This is a genomic window from Rhodopirellula sp. P2, assembly GCF_028768465.1.
Classification (GTDB): domain Bacteria; phylum Planctomycetota; class Planctomycetia; order Pirellulales; family Pirellulaceae; genus Rhodopirellula.
Map to the genome: position 1 here is coordinate 2,691,549 of NZ_CP118225.1, position 13,219 is coordinate 2,704,767.

The following is a 13,219-nucleotide window of genomic DNA, read 5'->3' on the forward strand; positions in this document are numbered from 1 at the left end:
ATACGCCATCGGGGCCCGTTCTGCAAGCTCAGAAGCCGCCTTTCGGTGGTCAAGTTTGCTTTGCTAGGGTCGAACCATGATTGGCGAATACAAAATCAACCGAACCACCCGGCGCTGCAGCGTTGGTGATCGTCCGTTAGAACCCGGCGAGGTCTATTATTCGGTCGTCATGGAAGCCGATGAGGACTTCAAACGGATCGACATTGCCGCGGACGCTTGGACGGGCCCACCGGAAGAAACCATCGGATGGTGGAAGAACCGGGTGCCGAAAGCGGAAGAGAAAAAACGCGAAATCGCTCCGCCTGAAGTGTTGGTCGAGTTGTTGCGATCGATGGCGGGACAGCCTGCGGCGGCGAAGAGTCGATTCTTGCTGGCGTTGTTGTTGCTTCGCAAACGGCATCTGAAAACGATCGAGCCAACCGCGACGGGGTCACCGATCGGTGCACCGCAACAAGATCCGCCCGAAGAGGGTTCGCGGGACGCTGGCGAAACAACTTTGCCCGCTTCGAAATCGCAAGAGACGATGTTGTTGATGTCCAATTTGGACCAGTCAACGATGGAGGTCGAAGTGGTGGGGATCGGGCCTTCCGAAGCGAGAACACTGCAAGATGAATTGATCGATCTGATTTACCGTGACGTCGACGAACTCCCTGAATGAGAATGGACGCCGATGCTTTCCACGTTCCCTTTGCCCGCCTCGATTCGCATGCTTGACCGTCAATTCGCTTGGGTCGGCGTGATGTCGATGATGGGTTTGCTGTCGTTGAATGCGGGTTGCGTTCGAGCGGTTTCGAACACGCCATTTCCAGCTCCTCCGGTTGTGCTGAACGCGTCGCCTGACATTCATCAGTTGGCCGCGGCGGTCAATCGAACCGATGCGATTCAGCAGCTTTCGACGAACTCGGCGAAGGTGGATGTGTTGTCGATGCCAGCGGTTCCGAAGCTCAACGCAACGGTCAATGTGCAACGCGAAAAACGATTCCGGTTGAAGGCCAGCGTGCCGATCATCATGGGAGCGGGCATTGATCTGGGCAGCAACGAGAACGAGTTCTGGTTCGAAGTACCGGACAACATGACTCAGACGTTGTACTACGCGAATCACGAGCAGTACGCGAGGCAACTCAATCGTGCGATCTTACCGGTGGATCCGACTTGGTTGATCGAGGCCATTGGGTTGGCGCGATTGGATCCCGCCACGGTGCTCAGTGGCCCCGTGATTCGTAGCGATGGTTTGATTGAGGTGCGGACATCGATGCAGACGCCGTCTGGCATGTATCAGCGGGTTGTGTTCATCGAGCCATCTGCGGGATACATCACCAATCTGTTTTTGTATTCGCCAGACGGTCGTCAAGTCGCCAAGAGTGTCGCGTCGGACCATCGTTTCAATGCAACGGCCAACGTCGTGTTGCCTCACCGAGTCAAAATCGAATTGTTTCCCGCTGCGGGGCCGCCGCTGGCGATGCAGTTGGAGGTGGCTTCTTACACGGTCAACCAATTGTTGTCGGGCGATCCGGAATTGTTCACCATGCCGACCACCACCACGACCAAAGTGGACTTGGTTCAGATGGCGGGGATGGGATCGCCGGGAGGATTCGGAAGCCATGCAGCGGGAGCGATGGGATACAGTTCCGCGACCACGGGCCCGATCGTGCCGGCCGCGGAAGCCCCTTGGACACGCCCACCGGGGTTGCCCGGAACGGCCGCGGCGTATTCCGCCAACGCTCCCACGGGACCACCGCTTCGCGGCATTCGTTACGAATGAGTCAGCTTGAACCGCCGCGGTTGGCCCGGGATTCGCTCTTCCCTTGATTTCAGGCCTCGGGGCGGATTGTTGCCAAAGCGACAGCCCCACGGTCCAATGTCAGTTCCAATTTCGTAACCAGGGTGTGCCCCAGAACAGGGACGAATGAGCGACCGCGAAACCGAAGTCAATGACGAACCCCTCGATGATGAGAGTGCTGCTTCGGATGTCGAGGCGTCCTCTGAGTCGGTGGTTCCACCGAAGGTGCTGCAGGATTTCAGCCAGGGTTTCCGTCAGGCCGCCCGGAAAGTCAAAACGTTCCCGCAATCGCCGGGCGTGTATTTGATGAAGGATTGCGCTGGTGTGGTGATCTACGTCGGCAAAGCCAAGAACCTTCGCTCGCGGGCGAGCAGCTACTTTTTGAAAGCTGCCAGCGAGGACGCGCGCACGGCCGATTGGATCGGCGACATCGCTGACATCGACTTTGTGGAAACGGAAAGCGAAGTCGACGCGTTGTTGATGGAGTCGCGGTTGATCAAAGACATCCAACCGCGAAACAACAAAGAACTGAAGGACGACAAGTCATTCCCGTACCTGATGATCACCACGCGAGAGGAGTTCCCGCGGGTGGAAGTGACCCGGGAACCGCAGTCCACGGGGGTGAAGCTTTACGGGCCGTTCACCAGCGCTGGTGCGCTGCGTGGCGCGATCCAGGTGATGCAGCGGATTTTCAAGTTTCGAACCTGTTCGCTGGACATCAGCGAGTCCGACGAACGATGGCAGTGGTTTCGGCCGTGTCTGCTGGCGAGCATCAATCAATGCACCGCGCCCTGCAACTTTCGAATCAGCAAAGAAGATTACCGCCGCGACATCAAACGCTTGCAAACGTTTCTCGATGGTGGCAAGACGAAGTTGCTGCGTGAAATGCGAGGCGAGATGAAGGAGGCCAGCAAGGCCTTGGACTTTGAACGAGCCGCAGTGCTTCGCGATGAGATCAACATGATTGAGCGTTTGGAAGAACGGGGCGACCTGGACACCAATGCTCAGCCCGAAGTCTTTTACATCGATCCCAAAAAGGGATTGGCCGGACTGAAGAAGGTGTTGGGGCTGTCTGAGACGCCGCGTGTGATCGAAGGCGTCGACATCGCGCATTTGGGTGGGAACGAAACCGTTGCTAGTCTCGTCCAATTCATTGACGGCTTGCCGTTCAAGCCTGGCTACCGGCGATTTCGCATTCAGGAAGTCAAAGGCATTGATGACTACCGGAGCATTTACGAGGTTGTTTCCCGACGTTTTCGCGGGTTGTCGGATCGTCAAGAATCGTTTCCCGACGTGTTGTTGATCGATGGTGGCAAAGGTCAACTCAATGCAGCGATGGCCGCGTTTCGCGATCAAGACATTCAGCCACCGACCGTGATCAGCCTTGCGAAACGAGATGAAGAAATTATTCGAACGGGGATTTCTGAACCCCTGAAGTTGAGCAAAAACGCGTTTGCACTGCGTTTGTTACAGTATGTTCGTGACGAATCTCACCGGTTTGCCCAACACTACCATCACATTTTACGTAGTAAATCCAGTCTCGAGCGGTGAACCTTTCCAAGTGCGAAGGGTCCGTCATGAGAGTAAAATGGAGTCGACGACTCCGCTTCCAACCTTTTAGACCAAGGCACCCTCCACCACGTGTCAGATAAACACATCACCCTGCACGACGACGCTCCCGAACGTAGCATTTTGGCTCGTTTGATCCTGCCTGACACCGTGGTCGAAGAAGACCCGTTGGAAGAACTGCACGGGCTGGCGACCACCTCGGGGACCGAAGTGGTCGACGAGTTGATTCAGCGTCGATCCACCCCCGACCACTCCACCTATTTGGGCAAAGGCAAAGTCGAAGAACTGCGTTTGATGGTCGAACGCCATGAAGCCGATGTCGTCGTCTTCGACAACGATTTGAGCCCCGCCCAAATTCGCAACTTGGAAAAGAAAATCAATGCGAAGGTGATCGATCGAACAGAGTTGATCCTGGACATCTTTGCTGCCGGAGCACGAACGCACGAATCGCGTTTGGCCGTTGAGTTGGCTCAGTTGGAATACTCGCTGCCACGGCTCAAACGCATGTGGACCCACCTCTCGCGTCAGTCGATGGGCGTGGGGATGCGTGGTCCTGGTGAAAAGCAGTTGGAGGTTGACCGCCGGTTGGCCCAAAAACGCATTCACGATCTGAAGACGGAATTGAAGAGCGTGGAGTTGCGGCGGGAACGCCAGGTCGCGGCTCGTTCGGATTCACCGACGGTGTCGTTGGTCGGGTACACCAACGCGGGCAAGAGCACGTTGATGAACGCTCTGACGGATGCCGGCGTGATGGCTCAAGACAAACTGTTTGCGACGCTGGACACCCGCACCCGACGTTGGCATTTGCCTGAATGGGGGCATGTGTTGCTTAGCGACACGGTCGGTTTCATTCGCGATTTGCCTCACTCGTTGGTGGCCAGTTTTAAATCGACGTTGGAAGAAACGCGTCAAGCCGAGTTGTTGCTGCATGTGGCGGACGCCAGCAGCCCGCAGGTTTTCGAACAGATCAGCGCGGTGTATCAGGTGCTGGAAGAACTGGGCATCGAAGCGAAGGACACGTTGTTGGTGCTCAACAAGATTGATGCCATCACCAGCCCGCGGATTTTGAATCGGGTGCTGGATCGTTACCCGAATGCCATTCCTGTCAGTGCCAGGTCACGTTCCGGTTTGAAGCCGTTGGCTCAAGCGGTTGGCGAAGCACTGTCTCGCGAATTTCTGGATGTGGAGATTGTGGTGGCGCATCACGACGGCAAGCTGCTGTCGTTTCTCTCCGCAACGGGAAAGATTGAATCACGTGAGTTTGGAAATGACCATGTCACCGTGCGAGTTCGGATGCCAGCCTCGGCCATGGGAACCGTTCATCGCAGTGCGTTGAAGGTGACGCCCACGACGCTTGAAATGTGGAAGCAAACCGCGTCGGAAGATGAACCCAAGCAATCCGCGGAGGATTCCGTGGAAGAGTCGGTCGAGCGTTCAAGCGACGTGGCTTGAACATGCCACTGCCTTTTCAACAGGTTTGGAATCCCCAGGACGCCGTGACCATCGTCACGGGGGCGAGCAGTGGAATCGGATTCGAACTGACACGAATGTTGGTTGATGAAGGAGCTCATGTCGTCGCCGTGGCTCGGCGTCAGGAACGACTCGACGAGCTCGCCAAAGCGACGTCGTGTCCGGAACGTGTGCACTGCATCGCTGGTGATGTGACGGACGCATCCACTCGCGAAAAAGCCATGGCAGCCGCGGATTCGATTCGCGGTGGCCGATTGGATTTGTTGGTCAACAACGCAGGTGTGGGAGCGATCGGGCCGTTTGCGGACGCTTCGCCGGAACGCATGCGGCGGGTGATGGAGGTCAACTTTTTCGCCCCGGTGGATTGGACTCGCGACGCGTTGTCTCGGTTGCGTCGGGTGACTCAGGAAGGTGGGCATCCTGTGATCTGCAACATCGGCAGCGTGTTGGGGCACCGAGCGGTACCCGACAAAAGCGAGTACTGCGCCAGCAAGTTTGCGCTGCACGGTTGGAACGATTCACTTCGGGCCGAATTGGCGGGCGACGGGATCGGAGTGACGTTGGTCAGTCCGAGCACCACTCGCAGTGAGTTCTTTGACTCGTTGGTTGAGACGGATCCGGGGCAGAAGTCCGCCAGCATTGGCAGTTGGCCGCCCACTCGAGTTGCTCAGGCAGCGTTGCTGGCGATCAAGCGTGGACGGAGCGAAGTGATCTTGAGTCTGGGTGGCAAAGCGTTGGTCTACGCTGACCGAGTCTCGCCCCCAGTGATGAACGGGCTCTTGGCCAAACGTGGACGCTGAACCGTTCGCTGGCACTGTCGCAAATGACTGGGATCAGTCGCGATAGATCGGCGAGTATCCATCGTAGTACGGTGCCACTGGGTACGGCGTTCCTTGACCGGCTGGGTAAGGAGCGAACTGGTTGGTGCCGGCAGCGGGGTTCGGGCCACGGTTGTGTCCGCCACCGTGATGATGCCCCGGTCCACCTGGACCGGTCGCTGGGCCACCGTGCGGTTGCCCGCCTTGATGAGGGCCCTGTCCATTGGGCCACTGTCCGTTGGGCCACTGTCCGTTGGGCCACTGTCCGTTGGGGCCAGAGCCGGGGCCGTACTGTGTGGGGGGGTTCCAGCCGTATCCGCCACCCAATCCGATGTTCAGACCACCGTAGGGCTGGCCCCAGTTCGGATAAGGAGTGCTGTAAGGGCGATATGGAAAACGCCATTCGCCGTAGGGGCGAACGGGATCGCCCCATTCTTCGACTCGGTGGTAGTTGTCAGCCGATTGCCCGTAGGCAAGTGTGCTGCGGTAGTGGGTGTAACCACTGGTTCGAAGCGGCTGAGAAATCGCAGTGGTGGGCGCGTCGATCGGTGCAAACTGAGTCACGCGTTGGCCGGTTGCAACGTCGTGCGTGTAGGTGCTGGGCAGGGCCAGCCAATCGGCCGAGGCTGATCGCGATTCGCCTGCAAGGGCGATCGTGGCGAGACACAGGAGGGCTGGGACGAGCGATTTCATAGAAGCCAACGTAGTTCGCATTTGGCGATCAGGTCGGGCATCGGACAAAAATCGATCTGGGAATGTCTCTGGGAGGCAGCCCGATCGTTGCAATCGTTACAAACGGAATCCCTTGCCGGACCGAGGCTATGGTTGGAGGTTGAAACGAGGGTGGCGACTGCGAATCAGCTCGCTCTCGTAAGCCCGCCGGACCGTGATTTTCTTCGCGGGTGAATCGTTTGGAAACGCGTGCAGTTCCAATGTCACGGGGTTGGCTTCGGAATCGCTGAGGACGTTTGCCAAGCCAGCGTTGTGGCTGCCGCGGAGGTGGTCACCGATACGGTCTCGCAATCGAATCGCTTCACCGATGTAAAGGTACCCGGTCGAGTCGCGAAAAAGGTAAACGCCCGGGGTGTTGGGGAGCGACTCCAGATCGAGTTCTTTCATTGGGTGGGTGGTCACGGTTCGATCCCAGTCGGCCACCCGGAGGACAAGTTCCGGGCGAAGCCGCCGTGATTTTCGAAGTCGTAGAACCGCTCGTCGAACGGTTTCCGCGGAGATATTTTTCGAGAGTCGTTCAGCTTCTTGCTGCAACTCCATTCGCATTTTAGGGTCGCAGAGGACATCGTCGATCATCGCATCGTGTCGATCAAGAACTGTTCGGATGGCGATCTCGGCGGTCGGAATGGCGGCGTTGATGGAGGCCGAGGTCGGGCTGGATCGTTGCGTGGTTGGCACATTCAAATCGCCGCGTTTGCGAAGTTGCAGCAAGGCTCGTAGGGCTGCTCGCTGAGCGTCAAATTGCGATTCTTGTTTGGGAGCGATGCCCAATTCTTGAAGGAAAGCGTCTCGAAGTTTGTCTTGCAGGATCAATTCATCGCTGCTGAATCCTTGATGGGTGTCGCGAAACGCTTCCCGGATTGATTCGGGAGTGAAATCCTTGTGGATGGCCTGATTCGACGGCGAACCCACTCTGGCGGAGGTGGTTTGCGCGAGTGTCGGGCGGGCGTCTTGAGAGGCCGCCATTGCCAACCACACGGCGAAAAAACAACGAATCAGGGAGCCCGTGCTTGGAGAGGGATCTGTTTGGTTGCCGGGGAACGTTTGGTTCGTGGAGGTTGGCATGTCAAAGGATTCCGGTCAGGCAATTGGTTTGCATTCTCTTGATTTTAGCAATCATTCGTTGTGCAACGTGCTGCGACGGCAACGGGCGGTGATTCAGGCGGTTTGATTGCCATCATCGGGGCGAGCCGGACGATAGGATCGAAGAAATCAAACACCGGTTTGCGGCATGAGGCCGCTGCCCCCCTTTTTGTTTCTAAGTCACGACCGCGGATTTGCGGCCTTTCCCGACTTGGATTGAAGTCAATCGGAAACGGAGTTCGCCACCCATGACAAGAATCAATACCAACGTTTCGTCGCTCGTTGCACAAAACCGACTGCAGGCTAGCAACGATGACTTGCAAACGGCATTGACTCGGTTGAGCACGGGGCTGCGAATCAACAGCGGGGCGGACGACCCTGCTGGTTTGATTGCCAGTGAGGCGTTGCGAAGCGAAGTGACTAGTCTTGGCCGAGCGATCACCAACACTCGTCGTGCCAGCCAAATCATCAGCACCGCCGACAGTGCGTTGGGGCAGGTCAGCAACCTGCTCAACGACGTTCGCGGTTTGGTGGTGGAAGCAGCCAATAACGGGGCGTTGTCCAAAGAAGAGATTGCGGCCAACCAGTTGCAGATCGACTCATCCCTGGAAGCGATCAACCGGATTGCACAGACCACGACCTTCCAAGGTCGTAAATTGCTAGATGGTTCGTTGGACTTTGTGTCGACCGCGGGCGGCGTTGATTCGATTCGTGATATCAATATCGACCAAGCGAACCTAGGAATCACTGGCCAGATCGACGTGGAAGTCGTGGTTCAGTCGGAGGCCACTCAAGCGACAGTGACGACGGGCGGCTTCAGTGCCGCATCGCAAGCGTCTGCCACTTTCGGCAGTTCCACGACCGCGGATATCAATGGCGAGTCCATTGACATCGTTGGACCAGACGGCTTCACCAGTGTCGCCTTCGTGGATGATCCCAACAATTCGAACACGGGCGCGGTGGCTTACAATGACACGACCGGGGTGTTGACCGTCACCGGCAACTTCACGGGTGACTCATTGAATGTCGGAGAAGCGGACGCCGATGCGAGTGCGGTTGCGATCCAAGGGTTGATCGACGCATTGGATGGGTTCTCTGCTTCGGGAACTGCGGTTGCTGGAACACAAGCGTTGCCCACCGGAGTCACGGCCGACGTCGCCTTCCAAGTTGATGCCATTGCAGAAGGGTCCGAATTCAACAATGTCCAGATCGAGTTTGTCGACTTGAACGATGCGGCGGCCGATGATGCGGCGACCGCCTCGTTTGATGAAGAGCAAAAGATCCTGACAGTCACTTACAATTCGCAAGCCGCGACGTCCACCAATCGTGATTACGCTGCGATTGCGACCGCCATTGATGCGGTCCAAGACAGTGAAGGCACGAATCTATTCACCAGCACCAACAATTCAGGGGCCAACGCATTCGTTGCTCCCGATTCGCCACTGACGACCGGCAACACCGGCGGGGAAGTGCTGTTGGATGACTTGGTGTTCCAGCTCAACGGAGCCCAGGGCGCCGAAACGTTCAACTTCGCTGGTGGAACCGGACAAGATCAAATTGCTGCTGCGATCAATTTGGTCAGCGACAGCACCGGGATCTCCGCCAGCACCGCGACCGGCGCGCTGACGTTCACGTCGACGGACTATGGGTCGGAAGCGTTGATCAACATTGACGTGATCAACGAGGGAGCTTCGGGAACCTTCGAATCCTCTTTGGCCGTGGCGCGAGCAACGGGACAGGACATCTCGGCCACCGTCAACGGCGTGGAAGCGGACGGGCGTGCAAACACGTTGTCGATCAACACTTCTTCTTTGGACTTGGAAGTGACTGTTGACAACGGGAGTTCCGCCAACTTCTCGTTCTCGATCACAGGTGGTGGGGCGCTGTTCCAATTGGGACCGGACGTCACCAGCAATCAACAAGCTCGGTTGGGCATCGGCAGCTTGAGCACCGGTCAACTTGGTGGTGCGTCGGGCCGTTTGTACGAACTGGGAAGTGGGCAAGCGAAGAGCTTGACCAACGACGTCAACGGAGCCGCATCGGTCATCGACGAAGTGATCGATAAAGTCACCAGCCTGCGTGGTCGACTCGGTGCATTCCAAGCCACGAGTTTGGAAAGCAACTTGGTGAGTTTGAACGAGACACTCGCCAACTTGGAAGAAGCCGAGAGTTCGATCCGCGACGCTGACTTTGCACAAGAGTCAGCCAACTTGACCCGGGCACAGATCCTGGTGCAATCGGGAACGAATGTGCTTTCACTGGCCAACCAGAATCCACAGAACGTGTTGTCCTTGCTCGGTTAAGCTTCGCTTTTGGCCCAGGCAAACTTTTAAGAACGAACGCCACCGGTTCCAAGTCATGGGATCGGTGGCGTTGTTTGTTTGGGGGGGAGCAACGCACGTTCAATCCCTGTCGTGGTGGACGAGCCAAGTAGGCCGGATCAAGGAACGATCTGTCGCCGCTCCGCGGCTTTGGATTGAGGTGGGGGCATCCACGACGTCGGGTTGAAACCCGACGCTGTCGACTGTCACCGCTCCGCGGTTGGTTGGCGAGATCTCCACCGCACAGTCGCGGAGCGACGGCATTGGGCCAGCCTTGGGTTTCAACCCAAGGTCCGGCCGTGATCACCACACACACAAGTCGCGGAGCGACGACAGTTGGCAATGAGTTCGGATTGATCTGTCGCCGCTCCGCGGCTTTGGATTGAGGTGGGGGCATCCGCGACGTCGGGTTGAAACCCGACGCTGTCGACTGTCACCGCTCCGCGGTTGTTCGATCAAGCGGACACTGTTTCGGGAAACGTCATTGTTCCTATGCACAACCGGACGAACGCCCAACCGGCTCACATGGTTCTGCCCAATCATCCCTGCCAACTTGCTCAGATGTAGAACATCGGTGCGGCCACGTCTTGGCATTCTCGGACGACGTCGCCCAAGCGGACGCGAGCCAGGCGTGCTCGGGATTCTTCTGAGGCTTCGTTCCATCGTCGTTGCAGGGCGCGCTGAGCGTCTGACATGGGTTGGTCACCCCGGTCAGTGGATTCCGTGCACCCGATTGCCTCGGCAATGTCCAGCAACGTGATCGAATCAGGGTCAACGGCCAAGACATAGCCACCCTGAGCACCACGCACGGCGCGGACCCAACCAGTGGACTTCAGCGTGCGCAAAATCTGAACCAGATAAGGTCCAGGAATATCGTGACGCGAGGTGATCTCGGACGTACGGACCGGTTGCCCGTCGTTGCTGTGCATGGCCAGATCCATCATCGCTAAGCAGGCGTAATGAACGGCAGCGTTGATCACCATCGCAAAATTCTCCGAGCAGGGGGCAACCGATCTAGTTCAATCCGCAGTGTGCAGTCCGCATTCCGTCTTTTGGAATCCAGTCCACCGACCGGCACGCTCGTCTTCGCCAATTTGGACGGGGCGCGTGCAGGCTTGGCATCCAATGCTCGGGTAACCCTGATCGTGCAACGGGTTGTAAGGAATGCTCTCTTTGGTAATCAGCGACCAAACATCCTTCTTGGTCCAGTTCGCCAGCGGGCTGATTTTCACCAGTTGGAACTTCTTGTCCCAGCCCACGATGGGAGCCTTGGCTCGATCTTCGCTTTGGTCGCGACGGATCGCGCTGGCCCAGGCGTGCCAACCACTGGCCGCCCGATGCAGGACTCTCAGTTTGCGTTCAAAGCAGCAGCGGTTGGGATCGGTTTTGTAGAGTGGTCCGCCGTGCAGAGCTTCGAACTCCTCGACCGTTGTGTCGGGGTATTTGTACTGGACTTCCATCCCATAACGTTGCTTCACCGTTTCGCGAAGATCGAGCGTTTCTTGGAACTGGTAGCCGGTTTCCAAATTGAAAATCGGAGTGTCCGGGGCGATGGTCGCCAGCATGTGAATGATCGTCATGCCCTCGGGACCGAAGGCGGTCGCCATCGTGAATTTGGGAGCGAATCGATCCGCGGCCCACTTCAAGATTTCCTGTGGCGTCGCCGATTCCAGTGACTCACTGTCTCGTTTCAGTTCCGCCAAAAACTCGTCGGTGGGATTCAGGGGCGGATCGGCTGCCAAGGCGCCCCGTTTCATCGGGATGCCCTGAGCATCGACGTCAGGGCCCGCGGCAGCAGCGTTGTGAGCGATTTCAGCGGGCGTCAGCACGCGCAGAGAGGGTTTGGGCACTGACTCATCCGAGGCAGGGGGAGATTCGAATTCAGAGGGGACATCGGTGGGGTTCACCACGGCTGTCTCGTTCAGGCGAATGGGCATTGCGACTCATCTCCAGACCGCCGAAAAAGCCGTCTGAATGACTTTGGAATTGTGAAACCTTACAAACATGATCTGAATGGTCAAGTATCCCCATCGGCCGCCAGCGGGATCCGCTTGAGTCGATCGAAGTGGATCCCCGCGAGTTTGACGTATAATTGGGGTGCGACACTCCCTTTCGCCGTCTGAGCCAAGGAACTGGAACATGCACGTTTTCTCTCACGCCACTCTGATATGTCGGTCCATTTCCCGTCGGAAGACGCGAATCATGGGGAGAATGGTGTGTGCGATGGGGCTGGCGGGCATCCCGATGGCGAGCACAATGGCGGACACACTGCTGCTGAGCACCGGTGGGCAATTGACCGGCAAAGTTCGCGAAGTGGAGGGTAAGAAAACGCCCTATGTCTTGGTGCAGGTCGATTCGGAGCTCTCCGTCGCGATCGCGAAAGCGAATTCACGGATGATCGTCGGCGAGGAAAAGCTGAGCGAATACCGTCGCCGTGTCGCGGAAGCTGGCCAAGACGGGCAGGCCCATTACGAGTTGGCGACATGGTGCAAGCAAAACAACCTGTTGCAGCAACGTCAGTATCACTTGATGCGCACGATTGATTTGTTGCCCGATCATCCCAATGCCCGGGCGGCGCTGGGGTACACGCAGCGTGATGGCAAGTGGATTCTGACCGAAGTCTGGCGGCGCAACCAAGGGTTGGTGAAAGACCGCAAGGGGCAGTGGGTTCTGCCCGAGGTCCTGGCCTGGCGAAAAAACGCGGATGTGAACGACAAAACGGCCAAGCATTGGATCAAGACAATCAAGCAACTGTTGTCGAAGGTTCTTCGTGGCGATGCCGAAGCGATGGCAGAGATGGAGGCGATCGAGGATCCGTTGGCCTCGCAAGCGATTGCAAAGGAGTTGATTGATTCTCAGAAACGCGGGGCGAGTTGGCGTCCCGTGCGGATGGTGTGGCTCAAGAAACTGATGCAGTTCCGGACCGGTGTGGCGGTGGAAGCGATCGTCAAAACAGGGTTGTTGGAACCGGACGATGTGCTTCGTGAAGAAGCGTTGCGGTGGTTGCAATCCAATGAGACCGGTTCTGCCATGGCGACGTACATGCCTTGGCTGAAGAGCAACAACCCGCAGCAGGTCAAAGCGGCAGCCCGAGCGCTTTCGTTCTTTCCTAATTCAGAAGCCGCGTTTGCGTACATCAATGCTTTGATCACCATCGAAGAACGAACGCAGCAGGTCGGTGGCGGCTCGCGAGCCGGTTTCGATAACCAGGGAGGCGGCGGGTTCTCGCAGGGCAGCAAGCAGGTGGTCGTCAAGACGCCGCATCGGCATCCCGAGGTGTTGCAGTTGCTCCGATCGATCGCACCCGGCGTCGACTTTGGCTATGACAAATCCGCCTGGAAGAAGTACTTCGCTGAGTTGCGGTCGCCACCACGTTCCGATTTGCGACGCGACAGTTAAGCACGAGGCAATCAGGGCAGGATCAACAAAAACGCCTTGGAGAGCAG

11 protein-coding genes are annotated in these 13,219 nt (G+C 57.5%); 7 read left to right on the plus strand and 4 right to left on the minus strand.

Annotated elements, in window-relative coordinates; genetic code table 11:
* The first annotated feature begins 76 nt into the window (after positions 1-76).
* The 5 genes from PSR62_RS09545 (at position 77) to PSR62_RS09565 (ending at position 5,619) form a co-directional block, all read left to right on the plus strand.
* Positions 77-658: a hypothetical protein gene (locus PSR62_RS09545; RefSeq protein ID WP_274407540.1), complete on the plus strand. Its 582-nt coding sequence runs from the start codon at positions 77-79 to the stop codon at positions 656-658.
* A gap of 48 nt (positions 659-706) precedes the next feature.
* Positions 707-1,762, plus strand: coding sequence for a hypothetical protein (locus PSR62_RS09550; RefSeq protein WP_443217380.1), 1,056 nt, complete (start codon positions 707-709; stop codon positions 1,760-1,762).
* 144 nt (positions 1,763-1,906) lie between these two features.
* Complete coding sequence (locus tag PSR62_RS09555; RefSeq protein ID WP_274407542.1) at positions 1,907-3,331, plus strand: excinuclease ABC subunit UvrC; 1,425 nt, start codon at positions 1,907-1,909, stop codon at positions 3,329-3,331.
* Positions 3,332-3,421: 90 nt separating this feature from the next.
* Complete coding sequence (gene hflX, locus PSR62_RS09560) at positions 3,422-4,801, plus strand: GTPase HflX (protein ID WP_274407543.1); 1,380 nt, start codon at positions 3,422-3,424, stop codon at positions 4,799-4,801.
* A gap of 2 nt (positions 4,802-4,803) precedes the next feature.
* A complete protein-coding gene (locus tag PSR62_RS09565) occupies positions 4,804-5,619 on the plus strand; it encodes an SDR family NAD(P)-dependent oxidoreductase (RefSeq protein WP_274407544.1) in 816 nt (271 codons plus the stop codon).
* A 33-nt stretch (positions 5,620-5,652) separates the two neighbouring features.
* On the opposite strand, the gene PSR62_RS09570 is transcribed toward PSR62_RS09565, so the two are convergent.
* Both PSR62_RS09570 and PSR62_RS09575 read right to left on the minus strand, forming a co-directional pair.
* Positions 5,653-6,330, minus strand: a complete 678-nt coding sequence (locus PSR62_RS09570; RefSeq protein WP_274408196.1) for a hypothetical protein — start codon at positions 6,328-6,330, stop codon at positions 5,653-5,655.
* Positions 6,331-6,456: 126 nt separating this feature from the next.
* Entirely contained in the window at positions 6,457-7,434 is a 978-nt protein-coding gene (locus tag PSR62_RS09575) for a GIY-YIG nuclease family protein (RefSeq protein WP_274407545.1), read from the minus strand.
* A gap of 266 nt (positions 7,435-7,700) precedes the next feature.
* On the opposite strand from PSR62_RS09575, the gene PSR62_RS09580 reads away from it, so the two are divergent.
* Positions 7,701-9,755, plus strand: a complete 2,055-nt coding sequence (locus PSR62_RS09580) for a flagellin (protein ID WP_274407546.1) — start codon at positions 7,701-7,703, stop codon at positions 9,753-9,755.
* Between the two features lie 575 nt (positions 9,756-10,330).
* Here PSR62_RS09580 and PSR62_RS09585 read toward each other — a convergent pair.
* Complete coding sequence (locus PSR62_RS09585) at positions 10,331-10,756, minus strand: Rrf2 family transcriptional regulator (RefSeq protein ID WP_274407547.1); 426 nt, start codon at positions 10,754-10,756, stop codon at positions 10,331-10,333.
* Positions 10,757-10,792: 36 nt separating this feature from the next.
* The gene (locus PSR62_RS09590; RefSeq protein ID WP_274407548.1) at positions 10,793-11,710 is read right to left on the minus strand and encodes a phosphoadenylyl-sulfate reductase; all 918 of its coding nucleotides are present in this window, start codon (positions 11,708-11,710) and stop codon (positions 10,793-10,795) included.
* A 331-nt stretch (positions 11,711-12,041) separates the two neighbouring features.
* Between PSR62_RS09590 and PSR62_RS09595 the strand changes: the two genes are divergently transcribed.
* Positions 12,042-13,172: a HEAT repeat domain-containing protein gene (locus PSR62_RS09595; protein WP_274408197.1), complete on the plus strand. Its 1,131-nt coding sequence runs from the start codon at positions 12,042-12,044 to the stop codon at positions 13,170-13,172.
* Positions 13,173-13,219: the final 47 nt, after the last annotated feature.